Source organism: Paraflavitalea soli, assembly GCF_003555545.1.
GTDB classification, from domain to species: Bacteria; Bacteroidota; Bacteroidia; order Chitinophagales; family Chitinophagaceae; genus Paraflavitalea; species Paraflavitalea soli.
This window is the reverse complement of sequence record NZ_CP032157.1, coordinates 3,274,113-3,299,191: the sequence shown is the minus strand read 5'-3', so window position 1 is coordinate 3,299,191 and position 25,079 is coordinate 3,274,113. Positions and strand designations below refer to the sequence as shown.

14 protein-coding genes are annotated in these 25,079 nt (G+C 45.4%); 8 read left to right on the top strand and 6 right to left on the bottom strand.

The features are described from left to right. Positions 1-17: 17 nt before the first annotated feature. The 6 genes from D3H65_RS12110 to D3H65_RS12085 form a co-directional block, all read right to left on the bottom strand. A complete protein-coding gene (locus D3H65_RS12110; protein WP_119050565.1) occupies positions 18-416 on the bottom strand; it encodes a DUF1801 domain-containing protein in 399 nt (132 codons plus the stop codon). 68 nt (positions 417-484) lie between these two features. After that, on the bottom strand, positions 485-1,327 hold the full coding sequence (locus D3H65_RS12105; protein ID WP_162915584.1) for a helix-turn-helix domain-containing protein: 843 nt from the start codon (positions 1,325-1,327) through the stop codon (positions 485-487). Between the two features lie 8 nt (positions 1,328-1,335). After that, complete coding sequence (locus D3H65_RS12100) at positions 1,336-2,313, bottom strand: hypothetical protein (protein ID WP_119050563.1); 978 nt, start codon at positions 2,311-2,313, stop codon at positions 1,336-1,338. A gap of 204 nt (positions 2,314-2,517) precedes the next feature. After that, the gene (locus tag D3H65_RS12095; protein ID WP_119050562.1) at positions 2,518-3,483 is read right to left on the bottom strand and encodes a glycoside hydrolase family 43 protein; all 966 of its coding nucleotides are present in this window, start codon (positions 3,481-3,483) and stop codon (positions 2,518-2,520) included. Positions 3,484-3,550: 67 nt separating this feature from the next. Beyond that, a complete protein-coding gene (locus D3H65_RS12090) occupies positions 3,551-5,035 on the bottom strand; it encodes an FAD-dependent oxidoreductase (RefSeq protein ID WP_119050561.1) in 1,485 nt (494 codons plus the stop codon). An 80-nt stretch (positions 5,036-5,115) separates the two neighbouring features. After that, positions 5,116-6,159: an NAD(P)-dependent alcohol dehydrogenase gene (locus D3H65_RS12085; RefSeq protein ID WP_119050560.1), complete on the bottom strand. Its 1,044-nt coding sequence runs from the start codon at positions 6,157-6,159 to the stop codon at positions 5,116-5,118. A 345-nt stretch (positions 6,160-6,504) separates the two neighbouring features. Here D3H65_RS12085 and D3H65_RS12080 point away from each other — a divergent pair, with 345 nt between their 5' ends. From D3H65_RS12080 to D3H65_RS12045, 8 genes are all read left to right on the top strand, one after another. Beyond that, positions 6,505-7,971 (top strand): hypothetical protein, encoded by a 1,467-nt coding sequence (locus tag D3H65_RS12080; RefSeq protein WP_162915583.1) that lies wholly within the window; start codon positions 6,505-6,507, stop codon positions 7,969-7,971. Positions 7,972-8,043: 72 nt separating this feature from the next. Beyond that, a complete protein-coding gene (locus D3H65_RS12075) occupies positions 8,044-12,318 on the top strand; it encodes a DUF5977 domain-containing protein (RefSeq protein ID WP_119050558.1) in 4,275 nt (1,424 codons plus the stop codon). A gap of 151 nt (positions 12,319-12,469) precedes the next feature. After that, positions 12,470-17,002: a DUF6443 domain-containing protein gene (locus D3H65_RS12070; protein ID WP_162915582.1), complete on the top strand. Its 4,533-nt coding sequence runs from the start codon at positions 12,470-12,472 to the stop codon at positions 17,000-17,002. Positions 17,003-17,008: 6 nt separating this feature from the next. Next, positions 17,009-17,464 carry a hypothetical protein gene (locus D3H65_RS12065; RefSeq protein WP_119050556.1) on the top strand — a complete coding sequence of 152 codons (456 nt, stop codon included), beginning with the start codon at positions 17,009-17,011 and terminating at the stop codon, positions 17,462-17,464. A gap of 145 nt (positions 17,465-17,609) precedes the next feature. Further along, positions 17,610-18,926, top strand: coding sequence for an IPT/TIG domain-containing protein (locus D3H65_RS12060; RefSeq protein ID WP_119050555.1), 1,317 nt, complete (start codon positions 17,610-17,612; stop codon positions 18,924-18,926). Between the two features lie 49 nt (positions 18,927-18,975). Beyond that, positions 18,976-22,053, top strand: a complete 3,078-nt coding sequence (locus D3H65_RS12055) for a SusC/RagA family TonB-linked outer membrane protein (protein ID WP_119050554.1) — start codon at positions 18,976-18,978, stop codon at positions 22,051-22,053. A gap of 21 nt (positions 22,054-22,074) precedes the next feature. Further along, a complete protein-coding gene (locus D3H65_RS12050) occupies positions 22,075-24,075 on the top strand; it encodes a RagB/SusD family nutrient uptake outer membrane protein (RefSeq protein ID WP_119050553.1) in 2,001 nt (666 codons plus the stop codon). 12 nt (positions 24,076-24,087) lie between these two features. Then, positions 24,088-25,053 carry a DUF4973 domain-containing protein gene (locus D3H65_RS12045; protein ID WP_119050552.1) on the top strand — a complete coding sequence of 322 codons (966 nt, stop codon included), beginning with the start codon at positions 24,088-24,090 and terminating at the stop codon, positions 25,051-25,053. Positions 25,054-25,079 lie beyond the last annotated feature (26 nt).

Here is a 25,079-nt window from a genome sequence, read left to right as displayed (position 1 = left end):
GTTTGGCCGGCACGATATTACTTTTTACCTCTTTTCCGGTTTTCAAGCATGGCGGCTATATCGATTGACGAGCAGTCGGTGATCAAAGCAGCCACTATTGCAGGCGGCATGTCAGCCGTACCGGTAAAATTGATACAGCCTTTCTGGAATTTGGCTGCTGGCAGCAATCCGGCATATTTAGCATGCAGCTGCGGGTTCATATAAATAGGCATGCAATGCAGGGACATATAAGCTTTGCTATTGGCCAGCCCGTATTTCATATAAGATCGCTCTTCGTACAGGATCATTTCCTTGCCCATCATCGGTTTAATGACAGGCTGCACACCAGGATCATGGGTCACGATCAGGTCATGGAGGGCAGTTAGCAGGGCCTGCCTGTCGGAGGGCACACTGAGAATGTATTCGGAAATTGTCATATCATCAATTTGAAGATCTAATGTACAATATTTATCCTTTTGTCTATTGGGTGAGAAAACGTTCCTATTCAGACCGCTCTTTTCAATTCTTCCCGCTTATACTCGGAAAAGCTAATGCCACACATGCTTTTAAAAAACTTGCTGAAATGGGATATATCGGTAAAGTTGAGGTAATAGGCAATCTCTTTCATACTGAATCCTGCATATTGGGCTTTTTTCCTGGCCTCCTGAAACAATCGTTGGCGGATATGATAGCTTGCCGGATAGCCCGAGGCCCGTTTTATCATGTGATTCAGGTAATTGGCCGAGACGTTCAACTCCCTGGCATAATATTCCACATTCTTCTGTGTTTTGAAGTCTTTCTCTACCAGCCAAAAATATTGTTTCAGCAAGCTGTTCATCTTATAAGTGCAGGAAGGATTGGACAACAATTCAATGTGCTGCCTCAGGTACAATTGAAAAAGCTGGAGACATTTGCTGTTGATCTCGCTGTGCAAAGAACTGTATGCGGCGGATTCCTGTTCCATCAGCATGATGAGGTTTTTCATTTTGTCATGCTTACCGGCATCCAATCTCAGAACGGGTGTCTTTGAAAAATAGTAATACAACCAGGACTCATTGATCGTATGGTAATCGCTGTCTACCTGGTCTGGACGGGAGGTGTCGAAACGCACAATATAACCCTGGGCCCCGGGGTTGATCAGGAGTTCGTGGTAATCGCCCGGCAGTGCGACATATACCGCGTTTTGTGATAATGAATATTGTTCTCCATTAATAGTATGTAGTCCCGTGCCTTCCAGGATCCAGATGATCTCAAAGTCGTTTTGGATATGCTTTACCCATACAGCGGTGTTTCTGGCGTCTGATTCGATCTTGCATACCTTAACGGGTAAGCTTTTGGGAGTATTCATTAGCATGTTTAAAGATTGGGGGTTTGAGCTGTAGTTACGCCCTGCTGATCTTTCCAGGACTTTATATGATTGAGGAGGGCATGCCGGCTGGGGCTTATATTGTGCTGTGTGATGAGCTCATAATAAATAATGCCCAGGATGATGCAAAGCGCGCTTTCCAACTGCAACGAAAGCCCCAATGAGTAACCATTGATAAAATTATTTCTTCCATTGGGTGCGTTTTCAACGGGGACAGTCATAACCCGCCGTGTTAAATTGAACTGTTCCTTCCTGGAATACAGCGATACCCCATTGAGGGCGTACACGACCAGTTTGTGAACGTTCATGGTGTTGAACAGCGACTTGTACCTTTCTTCGATATCAAATGGCCATAGATCGTTCCTGGCAGTATTGACCCCATTCAGTGCTTCCCAGAGCTTCTTCATTTCCTGTTGGTCCATGATAAAAGTGACCTGGCCATACCGGGCAAAATCGCCCATTATATCGAGCATTTCATCGACCATGAACACCGGGCGGGAGGAAATGTTACCGAGGTAAAAGATAAACTGCAGCTCTTTTGTTTTAAGTGGTTTGATCACTGCTGTAAGTAGTTTATCCCAGTAGTCCGATGCATTTGCGAAAAGAGACCAATCTGCAAAGCCAATGGTAGTGGCCTGTTGGAAAATGGTTTGGAAGTACCCGGCAAAGGAGCTGTGGTGAAAGTAATGGTGCGGCGTGCCTCCAATTTGTGCAGCCATGTTGGAGGCTGTTGAGAGCAATGTTTCTATATTGGCCGGATCATGGAGGGTCATACTGCGGATACCTAATTGTTGGAGAAACTCAGGCAGCTTTTCCTCTCTCCTCCGTAATTGACCGGCTGGCAAGGTGGAACCGGTCACCTGGTCCCTTTCCTGCATGCTGTCGAGGTAAGTTAATGGCAGACTGTCATTTTGTTGCAGGATATCGGCCAGGCGATCCAGGATGTCGGGTATATTTTTGTTTTCCATGGCGTGTTGCTTTTTGTTGAATGGAATCCGTTATACCCGCCAATAATCCAATTAGCATACCAATGCATTTGGGTGTTGACTTATAAGGAGTTATTACCCTCGCCTGGCACGACTGGTCACGATATTTCGTGGATTGACTTAAGAATTGACGATATTAAGTGACGGTGCTGTATGTAAAAGGGAGGGGGAAGTGGTCTAGGGATTTTAATCGTTCTTTATCCATTCAAATGACGCTGCCTCTGCCTCCAGCACATCTTCTCCATCTTTGGTGGTCTTAAATTGTAAGCGCAGGAACGCTGTTGCACGGGGGGACACGCGATCATCCGAATGATGGGTATGAATAACGTAATACAGCTGCCCTTTTTTATCCGTAAACACATCGCCATGGCCAGGTCCGTTGTGTCCAACGGTATGCCGGCTGATGATCGGGTTACCGGTATATTTCTTCCAGGGCCCTGTTGGGGAATTGGAGGTAGCGTACCCCACTGCATAATCCTTGTTGCGGAAATCATTGGCCGAATAGATAAGGTAGTATACCTTTTTATGCTTTAGTACTGTGGGGCCTTCAGCTACCGGCCAGGTGGATGCTGACGTATTCTCCCATCCCTCCGTACTTGATATACATTCTTTTTCAGTGCCGGGGAGCACATCCGACAGATCGGGTTTCATTTCCGATACAAAGATCCGGTTGCCGGCTTGTAGTTTCACATGATAGAGGTATATCTTACCGTCATTATCAAAGAAGACAAACGGGTCGATCTGTTTGCCGGTGCCACTCAATGCAACCAATGTATCTTGTTTGAATGGACCTGCGGGACTGCTGGCTTTGGCGATCGCTATCTGTTCATTGGCTGTGTAAGCCATGTAATAGCTGTCCTTCCAGGCAAATACCTGGGGCGCCCAAAAGCCGCTGGTTCCAAAGGATTCGCCGCGTTTCATGGCAAATTGCCGGGCGCTGTCCTGGGGGTGCCGCCAGGTTTTCAAGTCAGCAGATTTGTACATCAGGAAACCCTGGTTGCTGCCGGTGCCATACAAATAGTATGTCCCTTTGTCTTTAAAGATGGTTGGATCTGCCAGGAATATAGCTGGTTGCTGAGCCAGGGTTGCTATACCAGATAAAATACCTGTCACCAACAGCGCTGCCCGGAAAATAATGGTAAGGTTTGCCATACGGGCTAAATATAGAGAAATATTCAATAGAGTAGGCTACTCCTGGCAGGTGGTAAGTTTTCTGTCGTTAATCAGTCGCCTGTATGGATAAGGCATGATGAAATATGTTGAGTGGGTCCCAATGGGCTTTCACTTGCTGCAGCCGTGGATAATTCTCCTTGTAGTAAAGGGTATGCCAGGGAACGCCTGATTGATTCCAGGCGGGGTCGGCAAGGTCTGTATCCGGATGGTTGATCATGCACCCGTCGGTTTGTTCATTGGGTACGGGTACACCGCCTGAACCGGGAAAGAGATCTTTGTAAAAATTACGCACCCAGTCCAGGCTGGGCCCTGCACCATTCGGATCGATCCACCCCGTATTGCAGGCCACATCCAATATGGAATCCCGTTGTGGTGATGCGGTGGCATCCGGAGTCACAGTATTCACTTTCCCTCCATAAGTAGCCATGCCCAATCCTCCGCCTATGGGTGCATCGGCAGTGAGGTATTTATAGGCTGTTGCTACCTGGCTGTCGATAAAGGGGCGGCGAAAGAAAGCATCCTTCACTTTTGCCTGTACGTTGTCAAAGCCTGGTTGAAATAATTCAGGAAAGGGATTGAGCGCAAAACGCAGCCAGGAACTTTCCTCGATCTGTTTTGTATAGGGCAAGCCAATGGGGCCTGCAATGGCTGCCAGGTGTTCTTCAATAAGCCGGGCCGCATTGGCCCCTGTAGCAAGCCCTTTCATTTCCAGCCTGCCTATATTGCGGTGATTCAGGAAAAGTATGCTGAATAATGGTGTGTAGGGAGAGTCGGGCCCACTGTGTTGCAGTGCCCATATTCCAAAGTTTTGCATAAGGCGGGAAAAAGATGTTTCATCAACATCTTTCCAATCCCAGGCAATGCGGAAAGTGGTAATGGATGCCGGCGCTTTGGGCAGGGCTATGTAAGGATCGGTGCCCGTGACATCCGGAGAACGCAGCCAATAGCGGGTTACGATGCCAAAGTTACCACCGCCGCCACCGGTATGTGCCCACCAAAGCTCCCTGTTGGGATCGGTTGCTTCCCGGGTAGCGATCACACTATGGGCTTTGCCCGAAGCATCGACTGTCACCAGTTCTACGCCATACAAGTAGTCTGCTGCCAGGCCGTATTCCCGGCAAAGAAATCCGAAAGCGCCACCCAATACATGGCCGCCCATGCCTATGCCTGGATGCTCTCCCGCAGGAAGTACTACGCCCCAGCCGAGGAATAGTCTGCGGTACATCTCACCAACTGTTACACCGGCCTCTACGGCAAATGCCCCCCGCTCAGCATCATAATAAAGACCTGTCATCAATGATACATCGATCAGTACCTGTGCGCCAGGGTCCGATACGAAACCTTCCAGGCAATGTCCGCCACTGCGCACCACAGGGCGTCGTTTATTGGTCACCGCCTCCTGTACAGCTTCCACTACTTCCTGCGTCGAGGTTGGCAGGAGAATATATTCAGGTTTGCCTGTAAAGCGTTTGTTGAATCTTTTTCCTGCAAGGTCAGCATAACGTGTATCGCCGGGTGTGATCTTTTCCATGTACTAAATTTAAATAAAAATGTCCCCGAACGGTGCTTTCACCCGGGGACATTTTCTAATTCTTTATAAAGAAATTATTATTATAAAGTAGCCATGTCTATAACAAACCTGTAACGAACATCGCCCTTCAGCATCCGGTCGTATGCCTTATGGATATCTTTCATGGAGATCATTTCTATATCGGAAACGATATTGTTCGCTGCACAGTAATCAAGCATCTCCTGGGTTTCTTTGATGCCCCCAATACCGGAGCCTGCTAAGCTTTTTCTTCCTCCGATAAGGCTGAATGCTGCTATCTCGGCCGGTTTGGGAGGTACGCCTACACAAATATGGGTACCGTCTGTTCTCAGCAGGGACATGTACATATTGAAATCATGTTCTGCTGAGACAGTATCAAGAATAAAATCAAAGGTTCCTTTTGCCGCTTCCACTTGTTTAGGATCGGTAGTAACCACAAAATGGTGGGCACCCAGTTTCTTTGCATCTGCCTCTTTTTTAGGAGAAGTGCTCAGTACGGTCACTTCTGCACCGAAGGCCACCCCAAATTTTACACCCATATGCCCAAGTCCGCCAAGCCCCAATACTGCTAATTTATGGCCCTTGCCCACCTTCCAGTGACGCAATGGGGAATACGTGGTAATGCCGGCGCATAACAAAGGCGCCACTGCTGCCAGGTCTAATTTGTCGGATAGGTGCAATACAAACTCTTCGCGCACAACGATGGTATTTGAATAGCCGCCATAAGTGGGCGTTTTCCCGTCGCGCTCCAGGCCGTTATAGGTTTGGGTATTCCCTTCAAGGCAATATTGCTCCAGGTCATTTTTACAGTTCTCACATACCTGGCAGGAATCCACCATACAGCCTGTACCAGCCAGGTCACCTACTTTGAATTTCTTAACATGGTCGCCCACCTTTACTACCCGGCCTACAATTTCATGACCCGGTACCATGGGGAAAATACCAGGAAACCAGTCGTTTTTGATCTGGTGAAGATCTGAGTGGCACACGCCACAAAAAAGTATTTCAAACTGCACGTCATGAGGCCCCACTTCCCGGCGTTCAAAGTTCCAGGGAGCAAGATCTGTGGTAGGGCTTTGTGCCGCATATCCTTTTGTAGCTATCATTGATTCAGATTTAAAGTATTATAATTATTGCGAAAGTAAACCAAAGACGTAAATAAATATTACGCAATTCAAACAATTGGTTACTAAATTCAAACAGGAAGCACAGAGAAATTAGCGGGCTGGTGCCATCATCGAAATATTTTTTTTCAATCTAAATAATGTATATTCGTTATCGTGAACATTGATATCGACCTAACCTTATTCTATAAAACAAAAATCCCGCTAATCAACTTCTGAGAAAAAGTACCACCCTCTTCAATTCCATTACTGTTTATTTTATTTGTTGAACTATCACTGATAGATCAAGTGATATTTTAATCAATTTAATCATGCTTTAAAAATGGTATGAAAGCTATACTATTGTCTATAACCTTGCTAACGTTTATCAGTGACTGCTGGTCTCAGGACGAGAAACCCATGGATAGTCTTCCAGTGGTGGACAAGCTATTAGAGCGCATGGGCGAACCCCAGGAAAAGTTAGTGGCAAAGGTAGAACGTCAGCAGCAGCAGCTTTTGGCAGGTTTTTACCGCCGGGAAGAGAAAATAATACAGAAGATCCGAAGGTCGGATAGTGCAAAGGCCCGGTTGCTGGAAACAGATCTGAAGGATCGATACCAGAAGCTGCAAAATAAATTAAAACAGCCATACCAAAATACAGGTGCTTCGTCCCCTTACATACCGCGTATTGATTCCCTGGAAACAATGCTTAAATGGCTGGGACCTATAAGTAATAAAAAAGAAGAATTGGGGAAAGCGTTACAAGCGGTGGATGGCCTGAAAGCTCAGCTTGCCCGTAATCAGGAGATCGAAGAGTTTATAAAAGAACGGGAACAATCACTTAGGACTTTATTGTCTGCCGATGGCGTACAGGCGAAACTTCCCATCCATGGTTTAAGTAATTCCATTTCCCGCTACCGCAAAGAATTTTACTATTACAAGGAAAAAACGAAGACGTTTAAAGAAAGCCTGCAGGATCCGGAAAAGATGGAGCGGCAGGCATTGGCTATTGCCCGGAAAATACCTGCTTTTCAAAAGTTCATGCAACAGAACAGTCTGCTTGCTCAACTGTTTGGGCCTGGCGTTTCTGATGGCGGCACTGCTAATCCTGCTGGATTGGCTGGGTTGCAAACAAGAGCTGCTGTTACACAACAAATTCAACAACAATTTGGGCAATCGGTCGGTGATCCCCGGCAATATATACAACAGCAGGTAGGCGCAGCTCAAACCGAATTGAACAGGATGAAAAATAGACTGGAGTCCATGAGAAGTGGGGGGCATGGAGATGTTGACATACCTAAATTCAAACCCAATAGCCAGCGATCCAAGCCATTTCTGAAACGGTTGGAATATGGCCTTAACCTGCAAACAGGCAATAAAGGAGCTTACGATTTTCCCGCTACAAACGATCTGTCTTTAACGCTGGGATATAAACTGCACGATAGGCTGGCGGCAGGTGTAGGAATGGCCTACAGATTTGGTCTTGGCAAGGGATGGAAAAACCTTGACTTTACCCATGAAGGAATAGGGCTTCGAACCTATGTCGATTTCAAACTATCCGACCCACAAAAAGGCCTGCGTGCTTTGTTTGGCAATTTTTGGTTGAGTGGAGGATATGAAAAAAATTATATGAGCCGCTTCAAAAACGAAGCTGCATTGCGTCATGTTGCCTGGCAAACAAGCGGACTGGTAGGTATTTCGAAGAAATTGCGGATGAAAAAGAAAGAACTGAAAGTGAGTATGCTATGGAATTTTTTAAACCGGCAATCACCCATTGGTCAACCGTTTATTTTCAGGTATGGGTACAATTTTTAACCCGTCAGTATGCATGTAAAATTTCGGGTATCCAAACCCACTGATTTAATACTAAAAATAACTGCTGCAAAAATGAAGAGAATATCAGCCGTATGTCTTTCTCTGTTTATCGGCTTGCTCCAACCTGCAAAAGCCCAAACTATTAAAGACCTGAATGCCTCTATTCAAAGCCCTGCAGTCTCTAACCTCGGCCTTTTTAAAGAGACGCCTGTTTCTTTGTTTACCGGTCTTCCACAGGTAGAGATCCCATTGTACAACCTGGTAGAAAGGCAGTTGAATGTGCCAATGAGGTTGACCTATCATGCCAGCGGCTTCCGACCCGATCTTAAACCAGGTATTATTGCTCCCAACTGGGCGTTGGAAGCTGGAGGAGTCATTCAGCGGAAAGTACACGACCGGCCCGACGATATGAGTTATGCCGGATATGGCAGCAATCCTCCAGGTATAAGCCTCACCCAATATGAAGTAAAAAACTATAATTTTTCCGGTTACTATTTTAATAATACGGAGTTACGAAACGCTGTAGGAAACAGGTGGGGGCAAATGGCCGTTTTGGAAGAGATCGCATTTCCCAATTCTTCTTCATTGCCGCTTACCAATACGCTGCTTGGTTACAGAGATACAGAAACAGATGAGTATTCGTTTAGTTTTCCTGGCGGTAGCGGAACGTTTTTCCTGGATATATACGGCAACTGGGTAGTTCAGGCAGACCAGGATATAAAGGTCGAGTTGACCGGCGATTTTTTAGCGGTGCCTTTTTCTTTGCCGGTAACCAACCTCGATAAATCGGGTGGCATGTTCAACAATGCCCCAGGTAATAACTGGCGGGCCCAATATGGAAGTTACAGGACTTTTGCAGGATTCACGATTACGGATATTAATGGCGTCAAATATGTATATGGAGGAAGTGCAAATTTTATAGAGTATAGCATTGATTTTACAAACCAGGATAGAGATTTTTGGCAAGCAGATGCCTGGTGCCTGAAACAGATCATACATCCCGATGGGGGAGTAGTCAATTTTGAATATGAGCGGCATACCTTCAGTGACCAGTTAAATGATTATAAATACTGGAATATTTCCACTACTTATAATAATACCAATACATCTATCGGCAATTATTTGGGAACTATTTATTGTGGTGGCAATCTCTCATCACTTCAGTCTACCTATACAGGCAGGCTCTTGTCTCCCCTGTATTTATCTGCGATAGTAACTACTGGCAAAAAGATAAAATTTAATTATGGCATAAATGCTTATTCCCGTTACGCGGCAACCTGGATAAATCCAGGTGTTCTTTCCATGAGTCCCAATCCTTATCAAAGTATACATACCTACTATTTCCAAAATATCAACCAACAGGCGTTAAGACAAACCGAACCGAACCTAACCAACGACTTTCCTTATTATTACAACACGCTGGCATTCCCTTATCTGGTTGAATATTATCGAAACAGCCCCAGCAATTACACTACAGCGGGTACAATCCCGTTCAATTTTTATTCTGCTGATTTCAGTAAGTTCTACGCCAGCTTCCTGGAAGACTACAGGCTTAGCAGCATAGAGATCTATAATAATATAAATAGTGAGGACTTACCCGATGCTGCCCTTTATCCACATGGGGCATCCATCAACTTGCAGGCTGATATTGCCCTCCTGCAAAAAGTAAACCTTGAATATACCGTTTCATCCATCAGTAGCAACAGGTATAATTTGACAGGTGTGGTCTTTAATAGCGCAAGTGATGAGCGGATCAATGCCTACAGTATGGATTATTTTCCGTTTGATGGGAATTGTTACTTTTTTAGTGGCCGAACCGATCACTGGGGGTTCTATACGACAAACCAGATATACAGCGTGACCATACCGGATATCCGCGACAATCATAGCGTTTATTACAATGCAAGGAATCCCTCTTTGCCACATACACAAATGAATATGCTCAGATCTATTACTTATCCTACAGGCGGGAAAGCAAGTTTTGAGTATGAGCTGAATACGGCCTACAATTCGGTTGATAAAAGCAGAAATAGTTTGAATGTCTGGAATAAGGCCGTAGGCGGATTAAGAATTAAGAAACTAACATTCCATCCATTGCTGGGAAGCCAACAGGTAAAGAAGTATCACTACGTTACTAATTTTGGCACGAACTTAACGCAGCGGTCCAGCGGCATTCTTGCCTATGAACCTCAATACTTATTCCAGAATTTTAAAACAAAGGCAGCGCAGGGAAGTGTGTATGTAACCAAGACAATATTCTCCAATAATTCATTTATTCCCTCTGCGAGCAGCAGTATGGGGAGCCATATAGGCTATAGCGAAGTGGTGGAAGAGAACGGTGATGGTAGTTATACAAAGCATTACTTTACCAATTTCGATAATGGGCATATGGATGTAAGTGAGACTGCCTTGATCTCAGATCTCAGTCCTTATAACCCGTTTTCTTCCAAGGAGTCCGAACGAGGTAAAGAATATAAAACAGAGCTCTATAACAATGCTAATACGTTGGTAAAGAAAATTGAAAAGGAATTTACCAATATAAACCCTTCCCAAAATATGGTGGGAGCCATTTTTGTTGACAGAAATAAGTTGTGTGCCGGAGATTGGTATGAATCCACTGCGAAGTATTACACACATTATACCTATGCAGTATTACCCACAAAAGAAACGAGTACGGAATATATTACTACTGTTGCCGGAGCAGATCCCATTGTCGAAATGAAGACCATTCAATATTACCCCAATAAACTCGTCAAAGAAACGGTTGCGTATAATAGCAAAGGGGAAAGTATTAAAACCGAATTTAAGTACACCGCCGATCTCGAAGATCAGGCGTATACAGATGCGTTTGGAACAACAGTTAATGCCTTGGCACAAAAGCATATTTACGTTCCGCTGGAAGTCCTGATCTCCAAAAATGATGTGCCTGTTAAAGCAAAAGTATTTGAATACAAAACATTCAGCGGATTGAATAACAATACCCAGTTGTACAAAGAGCTTCAGTGGAAAAAGGGGATGACCACTACTTATAGCGGGCTTCAGAAAAGCGGCACAGTACTGTCAAAAAATACAACACTCGACGAGCTTGCTTATATCGGCACTTATAATAAATTTGGCAAACCCACAGAAGTGGTCTTTAAAGGAGATGATCACATAAGTTATTTATGGAGTTTTTATGATCAGCAACCATTGGGTGTCGTAAAAGGGGTGAGTTATGCTGCCATTAGCGGCATGTTTATGCAGAAATTGACTGATATCGAGCAATATTATGTAGGCAGCACAGACATTAACACTTTTGCATCAGAATTGAGAAATGCATTTACCAATGGACAATTTTCTTTTTACACCTATAACAATGTAGGACTCATATCGAAGATCAGTCCTCCCAATGAGATCAATACATTTTATAGTTACGATAATGCCTTCAGGTTGGAAGATATATATGATGTAACATCCAATCTTATTAATCACTACGAGTACTATACCGTCACTAAAGATAATAGTCGTTTTTATACAAATGAAGCCCAGACACTTACGTTTAATAAAACGGGTTGTCCTGCAGGATTCTATGGGTCCAGATATTCTTATGTAGTGCCTGCAGGTTCGGTAGTTTCCACCGTTTCGCAGGAAGATGCCAATAGCCGGGCCATAACGCTCGCCAGCCTGAATGGTCAAGCCGCAGCTAATGAGCATGGGGATTGTTTGCCCAATGGAAGGTATGCTGCTTTATGCTCCACGAATTGGCGAACGGAGACAATATCAAATTACAAATACACTTATGCCACCTATAGTATTTCAGTATACAAAGACCCGGACGGCACCTTTTTGAACCCGGCCCCGGTAGATATTTCTTACGAACACGGTAACAATATTTATACCGTGTCGGTATCGGGCAATTACTCAATTGGAGAGCTATTGATCTCAAGAGAATATGTAGGTCCGATCCCGCCGGGTCAAATGGGCGAATATCTTGATTATCTGGTAGGACTCAGGTATAGTCTTACTTATGATATCATTTGGGTCACTACTTGCGGCTCAGGACCGGTAGATGAGCCGGTAGGTGGGGCTGGCAGCCTGGTACATGCGTCCAATAATTCGGTAGTGAGGTACCAGACATTACCTGAAATATGTGCTTATGGACCGGACACAGATGCAGATATCTTCAATTTATATTTCTATGATGACCCGCAGGCATTGGTGAAGTGTTTTACTGATATCACCATGCAAACAGCTGTAGCGGATGGCTATTACACACTTTTCAAACCACAAAACGGGTTGCCCCAGTTACCGAATAAATGGTATCAAATCTATAATGGTGTAATAATTAATTCAGGAACCTGTCAATAAAGAATATTTTATGTGTGAAATCTATATATCACGCCGTAGGATCTTTAAGGGTTATTACAAGGCCCGGATGCTGGTTTTGTTGATGCTGATCACTATGTTCTGCGGTGCTCAAGAGTCTGTACCATCACCCGTTTATGGTTCAAATATTCCTTTGAACTATGTACGAACCTGGAGTGCGGGATACTCAGTGAATAGCAGTGCTACCTTAAAGCAGGGAACTCTTTTGCAGGTGAAGCAATCCACCCAATATTTCGATGGCCTGGGCCGTATTTTTCAAACGGTGAGTAAACAGGGTGCCATGGCTACGGTGACCTCTCCAAATGGTACTTTTGAAGATATAGCAGCAGCTGTTGATCTGGTACAGCCGGTATTGTACGATGCGCTGGGACGGGAGCAATATAAATTTGTTGCTTTTGCGGCAAATAACGCAGGAGGGAATGTTTCAGTAGCAGATGGGGAATTAAAGCTCACACCGTATGCCCAGCACCAGCTGTTTATGGATGGTTATTTCAGTAGCCAGAATGAAGCTAACTACTATAGCAAGTCTATTTTTGAAATTACCCCTTTAAGCAGGGCAATGGAGCAGTTTGCTCCCGGTAAAAGCTGGGCAGGTACAGCATCGCAATTGAATGCAAACGACAGGCATAGCCAGAAGTTTAAATACTGGTCCAATACGGCTGCAGATGCGGTAAGGATATGGGATATCACTGATGGAACAGCGGCTAATCCCTTAAGCAGCGTGTATGCCACCACTACTGCTTATTTACCTGGCACACTGTTTAAGACGGTTAGCGAAGATGAGCATGGGAAGCAAGTGATTGAATTTAAAGACAAGGAAGGGCAGGTCATTCTAAGAAAAATACAACTAACAGCAGCTGCTGATGATGGAACCGGTAGCGGGTATCTGGGATGGCTATGTACTTATTACTTGTACGACGATCTCAATCACCTGAGATGTGTCATCCAACCGGAGGGTGTAAATGCCCTCTACAATGCTGGCTGGGATTTTTCGCAGGTGGCGCCAACTGGCGGCGGAGGTGGCGCGATACTACTGGAAGAACAATGTTTTCGTTATGAATTTGATTTCAGGGATCGTATCGTTGTAAAAAAAGTACCCGGTGCTTTCCCGGCATATATGGTATATGATAATCGTGATCGCCTGGTGCTGACACAAGACGGCAATCTGGCCGCACAAGCTACTCCCCAGTGGCGGTACACACAATACGATAACTTCAACCGGGCTGTGGCTACAGGTATTTGGACAACCAACATTCCCCTGGCTACGCACATAAGTGCAGCTAATGGTGTACCCACTTCCTTACAGGACAATTATCCTGCAGCAAATGCAGCCGGGTTGGAAGAACTTACCCGGACATTCTATGACGATTATGGTTTTTTAAGCAATACCGCCTATGCAGGGCATGGTCTTCCTATCACTGCTTCTACAGCTTATGCCAATGCTTATTTGGAGCCAGTCAGCAATACTACCTGGCCTTATGCCCAATCGGTGGCCATCAATAATAATGTCAAAAGCATGGTTACCGGTGGGCGTGTTAGAGCTTTAGGTACAAACACCTGGTTATATAGTGCCAACTATTATGATGGGAAAGGCAGAGTTATACTGGTGCAGCAGAAGAACCTGACTGGGGGAACAGATAATAAAACTACCCAGTATAGCTTTTCAGGTGCTCCGTTCCTGGAGGTACAGCAACAGGAAGTGGTAGGGGGCTCCGGTACAGAAACTACAGTTACGGTAACAAAATTTACTTACGATGCATTGGGCAGGATGGTGAAAACAGAGAAAAAAGTGAGCAATAGTTCGGTTGCTGCCAGCATGCCTGCTTTCAAAACTGTTTCTAAGATTTTTTACAATACCCTTGGCCAGGTGAAAGAGAAAGCGATTGGCACAAAACCGGGCAATTCGTCCCTGCCTTTGGAAAACCTGCACTACGAGTACAATGTTAGAGGCTGGCTGTTAGGGATCAACCGTGCTTTTACATCCCCTGCTGTTGATGCGGTACCTGGTACTTCCAGTTGGTTTGGCTTTGATCTTGGTTATGACAAACTGGCCAATGCTTCGGGAAGGAGTTATACGGCTGTCCAGTATAATGGCAACCTCGAAGGCATGATATGGAGGAGCGTTGGAGATGGTGTTAGCAGGAAATATGATTTTGGATATGACGCAGCCAACCGGTTGCTGAGAGGTGTTTTTGAGCAACGCAATGCTGACGGTAATTGGAACAATAGCCAGGTAAACTATGGTATGATGATGGGCGACGACGGTTTTGATGTAGCCAGCGCATACGACCTGAATGGTAATATTAAAAGGATGCAGCAGTGGGGACTAAAGGCCGGCGCCAATGCGCAGGTCGATGATCTGCGTTATACTTACAAACAGAATGGAAAAAGTAACCAGCTGCAAAATGTAATAGACCTGGCCAATGATGCTGGTACCATGCTGGGTGACTTCCGTACAGCTTCTACACACCCACAATATACAGCGAAGCTGAATCCTTCTACGCAGGCAAATACTATTGCTGATTATGCTTACGATGCCAATGGAAACCTGATTACAGATCTCAATAAAGCAATTGGCACACAGATACCATCTCCGGGAAATGGGGGAGCTATCACCTACAATCATTTGAATTTGCCATGGGTAATTACCGTGGCGGGTAAGGGGACTATTACATTTGCTTATGATGGCTTAGGCAGAAAACTCAAGAAAACAGTGGCAGAGGGAGCAAATATTACTACTACCTGGTATATAGGCTCCGATGTTTACGAACAGAAGAATAGTGGACCGCTGGTACTTCAGTTCGAGACCCACGAGGATGGCCGCATACGCAATGCTACCCTCAATGGAGGAACTGGCCTGGTATATGATTATTTTCTTAAAGATCACCTGGGGAATGTCCGGATGGTGCTTACGGAAGAACAAAAGGTCTTGCGTTATCCGGCTTCAACGCTGGAAGGAAGTACAACTATAGGGATAAACAGCCTGATCAATACCGAAAAGAATTATTTTACGATCGATGAGAGTAAAATTAAGCATGAGATAAACATTCCTGATTGGGGTAACGCCATCGATAATGTGTATTATAACCATAATGGAAATCCTCCTGCCAATGACAACTACCCCCAGGGAGTAACGCCTGCCAGCACCATCGAAAGCGTGAATCTATATGAACTCAATGGCGCTTCTAACAGAACAGGTTTGCAGTTTATGATAAAGGTGATGGCGGGGGATAAAATTGATATTTTTGGAAGAAGTTATTATAAGAATACAGCCACCATCAACAATAGCAACAGTACGTTGCTCGATGTGGCGACCATCTTAGGCGGCATGTTGCAGGTGCCAGGCAGTGCAGTAGCAGCCAAAGGGGTTACGGGTACACAACTGGCCGCTATTAATAATGGGACTATACCTTCCTCCTTTATCAGAGGTAATAACAATGAAACTACTACTGTTCCCAAAGCTTATATTAATTATCTTTTCTTTGACGATCAGTTTAAATATGTCGGAGGCGACTTTAGCCGTGTTGGGACCAGCGATATCGTAAAAGACCACTGGACTGTCGATCAGGCCAATCTAAAAGGCGTTATGGTTCCAAAGAATGGCTACTTGTTTGTATATGTAAGTAATGAGAGCAATGTCAACGTATATTTTGATAATATCCAGGTCATTCGTACACCGGGCCCATTGCTGGAGGAAACCCATTACTATCCATTTGGTCTGGCTATGAGCGGGATATCCAGCAGGGCCACCAACGGAATAGCGGGAAATAAAATTAAATTCGGTGGCAAAGAATTGCAGAGTGAAGAGTTTAGTGATGGCAGCGGATTGGAATTATATGATTTTGACTTTAGGACATTAGACCCGCAGATAGGGAGGTTTCACGGTATTGATCCTTTATCCGACCTGGATAGAAGGTGGACGCCTTATAGATATGCTTATAACAATCCTTTACGTTATATTGATCCCGATGGGTTATGGGAAATAGAAATTGGAGAAAGAGAGATCATGAAAAAAGGAAAAGGGACCGGTAAGTTTGAAAAATATATTCAGTTTGTTGCGGAAAAAGGCGATGATATCTCAACATTAGCAGAACAAACCGGATTGAGCAAAGAAAAACTTGAAAAAGGTCTTCAAGGGGTTGAAATAAAAGAAGGTACCAAACTGGACAAACTGGGAGTAAGGGCTGCTGATAATATAATTAGTGAGGGGAATTATTATCTGAATAATCAGGGGCGTGCATGGAATTCCAATTGTTTTGGGACAGCATTATCCTTGTCTAAGGATGGTAGGATCAATTTTGATATAGACAATAGCAGAACCGGAACGATAGGAAATCCACAAGATGCAGATCAGAAGCTGCAGGAGAATTTCAAACAGACTGAAAAACCTACCTTTGGAGATGTTATTAGGTATGCTTTTGCCGATGGATATAAGGGGCGGGACGATTTTGGTCACGGGTTGCCTGATAAAGGCAATGAGGCTGGCGGTACACAACACTATGCAGTCTTTCTACTTAAAACAAAATCAGGCGACGTGTATGTGTTTAGTAAAAACGGAGCAGGAGAAAAAGGGCCGTGGGTGGTGACGAAAGACTCAAGCTTTACTTCAAGTTATGGGGAAAGGACTCCTATCGGAACAGGAAGTCCGTATTATACAACAAAGTGATGTTTGATGAAAATAGGTAGTTTAATTAGTGTTTTACTTTTAATAGCCATGGTTGGCCATAGTCAGAAATTGAAGGACATTTCCTGGTATTTTTCTCATTATGATACTGCCAGCAGTATGAACTACTTTAAGGTAGGGAACCATATTTTGGGTTTTGATAGCGATGCGGTTTACGTAGACCGGAAAGCGATTATTAAAAAAGATACGGCTACGTTCTTTTTTCTGGAAGTCTATTTAAAGAAAATATTGATCGTTAGTTATTACCCCAATAACCAGGCATCAACTGCCACAGGTCCTCAATTCAGACCGAAACAGAAAGTTGAATTTATTTCACTGGCCGACCCTAAGCAGAAATGGCTTTTTGATCTGAAAGGGGCGTTTAATTCTGAGGCTATTGATAGTTTTAATATGCTAACAGGTGAGCTGGAATTGAAAAGGACAATAAAAGGCCAAAAAATGTAATAAGTGGTTTTCCAGTAATAACAACCATCGCAGGTGTTTAGTAAAATGAATCATTTTAGCTCTATTTTGATCAGATTGAAAGAACCCATTTTTAAGGGTTCTTTAATTTTGTTATCAAATTGACTGACTGCTATAACGATTGAGTATGAATACTAACACTGCCTGTGAGCTCAAATGGGGCATGCTATGCGCTGCCCTGATCTTTCTTCTATTGGGCGCCTGCTCCGATAAGGACGCCATCGACACAAGACCCTCTTACGATCCTTCCAAGCCGGTCACCATTAGCCGCTTTGCGCCCGACAGCGGCGGGGTCAACACCCAAATGATCATTTATGGTTCCAATTTTGGAAGCGACACTTCGCAGATCAAAGTGTATATCAATGGACACCTGGCCCGCCTCATCGGGGTGAATGGTACAGCCTTGTATGTTTTAGTGCCCTCGAAAGCCGGCACGGGCGAAGTAAAAGTGGTCATTGGCAATCCCGCCAAAGAAGTGGTGGCTGCCGGTCCGTTCAAATATATTTTCCTGCCCTCTGTGAGTACCCTGGCCGGTTTTACAGATAAGGACGGGAGAACAGCCATCGTAGACGGCCCTATTGAAAAAGCACAATTTGAAGAGCCTTACTGGTTGTGCTTCGATGAAAAAAAGAATATTTATGTGCTGGAGGAGTTCCGGGGCATGCGCTTTATTGATGCCGACAAAACACAGGTGTCCACCAGGTTCAGAACAGGCAATGGACTGGACCGTCCCCGCACGCTTTCCTTTAACACTACCTACGATACGCTTTATATTACCAACGATCAGGGATCATGGACCGGCCTGAGTACCGCCGTGGCCACCAAGGCAGATAACTTTACCCGGTGGACATCCCTCATCTATAGCCTGCAGACCAATGGCGGCGCCGCACAACCTCAAACAGGCGACTATTTCTACAACTCCTATTCTAATGGCGCCATTTTTAAATGGGACCGGGTAGCGAAAGTATCCAAAGAGCTGTTCCGTATAGGTGATGTAAGCTGGGAGTTCAATATCCAGTTTGCGCCGAGCGGCGATTTCGCCTATATCGTAGTAGTCAATCAGCATTATATCCTTAAAGCCAATTTTAACCGGGAAACCAGGCAACTGGAAACCCCCGTACACTTTGTGGGCGGAAGAAGGAGCGCGGGCTATCAGGATGGAGTAGGTATTGATGCCCGGTTTGATCAACCCCACCAGGGTGCTTTTGATGAAAATGATAACTTCTATGTGTGCGATATCTTCAACCATTGCATCCGGAAAATAACACCTGAAGGAGTGGTGAGCACCTTTGCTGGTCGCCCCAGGACTTATGGGTATGCAGACGGAGCTTTAAGAGATGCCCAGTTCGACCGGCCCATGGGCATTATTTATGACAAGGAATCGGGGACCTTTTATGTAGCCGATCAAAAAAACAGGCGCATCAGGATCATCTCCACCGAATAATACACCTATCTACCTTAACGCTTCACAGAGCAACCAGAATATTGTTACAATGAAAAGATATATAACATTACTAGGGCTAATGTTGAGCTGGTTTATGACCGCTCATGCCCAGGAAACCATACAGGTAAGAGGTACTGTAACCGATGAGACCAATGCTGCCCTTGTTGGCGTAAGCGTTTCCATAAAAGACAAGATAAGCGGCGGCGTTATGACGGATCAAAAAGGCCAGTATGTGCTGAGCGCAGAACCGTATAGCACCTTAATATTCTCCTATGTGGGTTTTGCCACGGAGGAGATTAAGATCGGGAACAAGACGCTGCTGAATATTAGACTGAAACGGGCCGATTCAAGCGCCTTAACACAGGTGATCGTCACGGCAGCCGGTCCGCAGAAAAAAGTATCTGTTGTAGGGGCCATCTCTTCCATCAATATTGATGAGCTGCGCACGCCCACAGCCAATATTACCAATGGACTGGCCGGTAATGTTCCGGGTATTATAGCCATGCAGGGTTCTGGCGAGCCGGGCAATAACCAGTCCGAATTTTGGATCCGTGGCATATCCACCTTTGGCGCCAACCAAAGTGCCCTGGTGCTGGTGGACGGATTTGAGCGGCCTTTCAACGAGATCAATATTGAGGATATTCAGTCTTTTTCGGTGCTGAAAGATGCGTCTGCTACTGCCATATATGGTTCAAGAGGCGCCAATGGCGTGGTGTTGATCACTACTAAAAAAGGTAAGGCTGGTAAGGTGAATATTGATGGAAAAATAGAATATGGCTACCTGACCCGTACACGCACCCCCAAGTTTGTAGATGGCTATACTTACGCTCAACTGGTCAACGAAGCAAAAGTAACGAGAAACCAGGAACCTATGTATACTGCTAATGAGCTTGAATTGATCAAGGAAGGCCTGGATCCCGATCTGTATCCAAATGTGAACTGGCAGGATAAAATGCTCAAAGATGGTGCTAATATATACAGGGCCTCCCTTAATCTTTCGGGCGGTGCTTCTATTGCCCGGTATTTTGTGTCCGCCAGTTATGTAAATGAAGGCGGTATGTACAAAACCGATCAGGGATTAAAGGATTATAAGACCAATGCACACCTGTCGAGGTGGAATTACCGCCTGAATTATGATCTTGATATCTCCAAATCAACCACCCTGGCCCTGGGTGTTTCAGGATTCCTGGAGAAGCAGAACTTTCCCGGCCTGAATAACCTCAACATCTGGTATTCCCTTATTGGCCAGTCGCCCGTATCGATCCCTTTTATGTATTCCAACGGACTGGTGCCTGCTTATGGTACAGGCAACAGGACGAATCCCTGGGTATTGGCCACTCAAACAGGCTACCGGGAACACTGGGAAAACAAAACCGAATCCAATGTCACACTCAACCAGCGGCTCGACATGGTGACCAGGGGGCTACGCTTTACAGCCAGACTGGCTTTTGACGCCAATAGCCTCAATGATATTAACCGTATTAAATGGCCCGAACAATACAATGTGGAACGCAGGCGCGACAGGAATGGGAAGCTGATCATGCATCGGTTGTCCCCGGAATCCTTAATGACACAGGAAACAAGTTCCTGGGGAGAAAGGGTTTACCAGGGCGAGATAGAATTGGGCTATAGCAGGAATTTTTCCAACAAGCACAATGTGGAAGGATTGCTTAAATCCTTTGTGCGTGAGCAAAGGCAAACCCAAAACCTGGGTACCGATATCAAAAATGGCTTACCCCGTCGCAACCTGTCGGTGTCAGGCCGTGCTATGTATGGTTACATGAACCGGTATCTGGTGGAATTTAATTTTGGGTATACCGGGTCAGAGAATTTCAGAAGCGGCCATCAGTTTGGATTCTTTCCGGCCGTTGCTGTGGGTTGGAATATAGGAGAAGAGAAATTCATCAAAGACAAGGTTGATTGGCTCGACCTTTTTAAGATCCGTTATTCCATAGGAGAGGTCGGTAATGACAACTTTGGCAACCTGCGGTTTGCTTACCTAAGCACCATTGAGAGTGGTGGTGGCTTCAATTTTGGTGAGCCAGTAAGCCCCAACAATTATACCGGCCTGTATTATACCCAGGTGGCATCGGATGCACTTACCTGGGAAGTGGCGAGGAAGCAAAACCTGGGCTTCGACATCAATATCCTGCATAATACTTTGTCTCTTACCGTTGACTTCTTCCAGGAAACACGACGGAACATTTATGTACAAAGGAGCCAGCTGCCTGCCATGGTGGGCATCAGCAGCCAACCCTGGGCCAATGTAGGTAAGATGGATAACCAGGGTATGGATGGCAATGTGGCCATTAATAAAAAGATCAGGGGTATTGATTTTACCCTGCGGGGCAATATTACTTACTACAAAAACAAGATACTGGAGCGGGATGAACAGCTCAATAGTTATCCTTATTTAATGCAACAAGGTTATCGTGCAGAACAAACCAGGGGATTGATCGCGCTGGGATTGTTCAAAGATTATGAAGATATCAGGAACAGTCCGCGGCAAACATTTGGCGCCTACATGCCCGGCGATATCAAGTATAAAGATGTAAATGGAGATGGCCTTATCGACAATGATGATGTGGTAGCTGTAGGGGCAGGCTGGAGGCCTTCACTTGAGTATGGTATGGGCCTGTCGGCCCGCTGGAAAGGACTTGATGTCAATGTTCATTTCCAGGGAGCAGGGCGCAACTCTTATTTTTTGAATGGCCCCACTGTGTATCCATTTGTTGAAGGAGCCTGGGGAAACATATTAACGGAAGTAGTAGACCCGGGCAGCCGGTGGGTATCCGCCGATATTACAGGAGGTCATGGTGTTACAGAAAACCCCGCAGCAAAATACCCGCGTTTAAGTTATGGCGGCAGCGCAAACAACTACCGCCCTTCTACTTTTTGGCTGAGGGATGGAGCCTATCTGCGCTTCAAAACATTGGAGATGGGCTATACCATACCAGCCAGTCTCTCCACGCGGCTACGCCTCAGAAGTTTGCGGGTATACCTGGTAGGGCAAAACCTGATGGTATGGGATAAGGTGAAGGTGTGGGATCCCGAAATGGCTACCACCGATGGTACCCGGTACCCATTACCCAAGACAATCACCGTGGGTATGACTTTCAAATTTTAATCAACTACCAAAAAGTTTGTCATGAGACCTTACATATATATCAGCTTATTGATTGTTGTTGTTGCCGGCTCCCTGCATTCCTGTAAGAAGTTTATGAATATGGACCATTTCTTTAAGGACAGGATGAATATAGACACCCTGTTCGTTAGAAAAGATTATGCAGAACAATGGCTGGCCGATGTATACACCCACTTACGGGGAGAGAACCTGGATGTCGCCAGTAAAGATTATGCCCCTTTCAACCTCATATCGGACGATATGTTCTTTGGCGACCGGGGCGATGAACTGGATGGCAGAAGTTATAAGAATTACAAGAATGGTGAATATACAGAAAGCTGGATACAGGGTTCCTGGGGTTCGTGCTACCAGGGCATTCGAAAGGCATCTATTTTTATTTATAATATTGACCGCAACCGTGAGATGAGTAAAGAGGAGATAGCAGGTCGTAAAGCGGAGGCCCGCTTTTTAAGGGCTTATTATTACTGGTTGTTGCTGAGGAAGTATGGGCCTGTGCCCTTAGTGCCCGATGAAGGTATTGATTATACCTTGCCATACGAATCGCTGGCCATTCCCAGAAGCCATTATGATACCTGCGTGAGTTTTATTACCAGGGAGCTGGCCATCGCAGCGAAAGACCTTTCCCCCGACCGTACCAACCGGGATATGGCACGGCCTACCAAAGGAGCAGCCCTGGCTGCCCGTGCAAAAGTGTATTTGTATGCGGCCAGCCCTGAGTTTAATGGCAATACCGAAATGGCCGACCTGGTAGATAACACGGGTAAACCACTTATTTCACAGACCTATAGTGAAGAAAAGTGGGCAAGGGCCGCTGCAGCTGCCAAAGATGTAATGGACCTGGGCATCTATCGCCTTTTTACGGCCCCCTTTAATGCGGAGGACCAGGGGCCGGCCCAGCCCAAAACAATCGTACCGCCTTATAATCCCCGGTATTCAGATGCGGCTTTCCCCAATGGCTGGAAGGATATTGATCCATTTGAATCCTACCGCCAGCTGTTCAATGGGGCTGTGACTGCTTCCGGTAATCCTGAACTCATCTTTTCACGCATCACGGAGTTAAATAATGTGGGACCCGAAGCATTGGCCAAACACCAAACACCTTATTCTATGGGAGGATGGAACGCCCATGGTATTACCCAAAAACAATGCGATGCTTATTATACCAATGATGGGCATGATATTCCTGTCAACCCGCGTGTAGCAGGCTTTACCACCAATGCGACTGATAATCTGCCCTTACCGGCAGGTGTTTCCTTACAGTATGCTAACCGCGAGCCCCGTTTTTATGCCTCCGTTTCCTACAATGGAAGCATCTGGTACCGCCTGAGTGCGCTGGATGTGGGCTTAAGGAGTAAACAGATCTTTTATTACCGGGGTGAACCGGATGGCAAACAGCCTGCCTCTCCCCAGTTTCATGTAAGAACAGGACTGGGTGTCAAAAAATATGTAAATCCTACCGATTCGCACGATGGAAAAGTATTGGGGTCTTTCATCGTACCCAAATATGAGCCCGCTATCCGGTACGCAGAAGTACTGTTGATCTATGCAGAGGCTCTGAATGAATTGAGTGGGTCTTTCAATATCCCTGATTTTACAGGTGCAGCGACACATGCTGTTTCCCGCAATGTACCGGAAATGAGCAAAGCCATTAGTCAAATACGCATAAGGGCGGGTTTACCCGATTTCGACGGCGGCATTTACGGCTCCAAAGAATCCTTTAGAAAAGCACTCAAAAGAGAAAGACAAATTGAGTTGCTGGGAGAAAACCACCGGTATTACGATCTGCGGCGCTGGAAAGATGCGCCCGTGGAAGAAGCCACGCCGGTCATGGGCTGTAATATGGACATGACCGCGGCCCAGCGCGAGCTGTTCCATACACCCGTGGTTATTCCTTCTTTCCCCACCATATTCGTTAAGAAAATGTACCTGTGGCCCATCTCGCATGAAGAATTAAGAAGAAATAAAAAGCTAACCCAAAACCCAGGCTGGACAACGCCTTATTAAAATAGCACGCTTATGAAAAAGATCCATTTGTTTATATTATCAGGCCTGCTGCTGGGCCTGGGCTGCACCAAAGAGTGGACAAAGGAATTGTATGTGAAAGAGGTCTCCTTTGTGAAAAGCGGCGTTGTCAGGTTAAATGCCCTGTACAAAAGCCAGGGTGGGGGAGTAACTGTGAAGGTGCCCGTTGTACTTAGTGGCTCTACCAACAATAAGGAAGACATAGAAGTAACCATTGCTTTGGACAAGGATACCCTCAATAACCTGAACTTTGACAGATTCAGGTTAAGGAGCGACCTGTACTTTCATGAACTGGCTGAATCCAATTATTCTTTTAAATCCATGACCACTACCATCCCTGCCACCTCCCTGCAAGGTTCTTTTGAGTTAAACCTGAAGCTGGAAAACCTGGACCTGATCGACAAATATATCTTACCGGTAAAAATAGTATCCACTTCAAAAAACAATGTTTCAGCCAAAAGATGGTTTGGCAAATCCCTCATGCAGATCATCCCCTTCAATGATTATTCAGGCAGGTATTCCAATGCCGGCCTCATCTGGAACCGGGATGTTCCCCAAAACAACCAGACTGCCCTGACCACTCCTTATAGAACGGCCTGGGTAGTGGATGAACATACCGTTTTCTTCTTTGCGGGCAATGTTGATGAAGAAGCATATGACCGGAAAAAGTACAAAATAATAGCAGCTTTAAACGCCGACAGCACAGTGACGCTTACTGCACCCGATGCGTCTATCAAATTTTCACAACAACGGGGCACTTATTCCATCAGGAAACGAAAGGATGAAGTGCAGCCCTACCTGGAGAAAACGTATATCACCATGGTCCTGGAATATTGGTACAGCGATATTACCAACCCGGCTTTTCCCATCAATTACCGGTTCGTGGGGCCGTTAACACTCGAAAGGGTCAGAAATACGCAAATTCCGGATGAAGACCAGCAGGTCCTCCTTGAAAATTGATCGTCCGGATATCGCATTTGGAAAAA

Excerpts from the sequence above, each read along its gene's own strand:
- D3H65_RS12110 (WP_119050565.1), bottom strand. The coding sequence starts at position 416 with ATGACAATTTCCGAATACATTCTCAGTGTGCCCTCCGACAGGCAGGCC.
- D3H65_RS12105 (WP_162915584.1), bottom strand. The coding sequence starts at position 1,327 with ATGAATACTCCCAAAAGCTTACCCGTTAAGGTATGCAAGATCGAATCA.
- D3H65_RS12100 (WP_119050563.1), bottom strand. The coding sequence starts at position 2,313 with ATGGAAAACAAAAATATACCCGACATCCTGGATCGCCTGGCCGATATC.
- D3H65_RS12095 (WP_119050562.1), bottom strand. The coding sequence starts at position 3,483 with ATGGCAAACCTTACCATTATTTTCCGGGCAGCGCTGTTGGTGACAGGT.
- D3H65_RS12090 (WP_119050561.1), bottom strand. The coding sequence starts at position 5,035 with ATGGAAAAGATCACACCCGGCGATACACGTTATGCTGACCTTGCAGGA.
- D3H65_RS12085 (WP_119050560.1), bottom strand. The coding sequence starts at position 6,159 with ATGATAGCTACAAAAGGATATGCGGCACAAAGCCCTACCACAGATCTT.
- D3H65_RS12080 (WP_162915583.1), top strand. The coding sequence starts at position 6,505 with ATGAAAGCTATACTATTGTCTATAACCTTGCTAACGTTTATCAGTGAC.
- D3H65_RS12075 (WP_119050558.1), top strand. The coding sequence starts at position 8,044 with ATGAAGAGAATATCAGCCGTATGTCTTTCTCTGTTTATCGGCTTGCTC.
- D3H65_RS12065 (WP_119050556.1), top strand. The coding sequence starts at position 17,009 with ATGAAAATAGGTAGTTTAATTAGTGTTTTACTTTTAATAGCCATGGTT.
- D3H65_RS12060 (WP_119050555.1), top strand. The coding sequence starts at position 17,610 with ATGAATACTAACACTGCCTGTGAGCTCAAATGGGGCATGCTATGCGCT.
- D3H65_RS12055 (WP_119050554.1), top strand. The coding sequence starts at position 18,976 with ATGAAAAGATATATAACATTACTAGGGCTAATGTTGAGCTGGTTTATG.
- D3H65_RS12050 (WP_119050553.1), top strand. The coding sequence starts at position 22,075 with ATGAGACCTTACATATATATCAGCTTATTGATTGTTGTTGTTGCCGGC.
- D3H65_RS12045 (WP_119050552.1), top strand. The coding sequence starts at position 24,088 with ATGAAAAAGATCCATTTGTTTATATTATCAGGCCTGCTGCTGGGCCTG.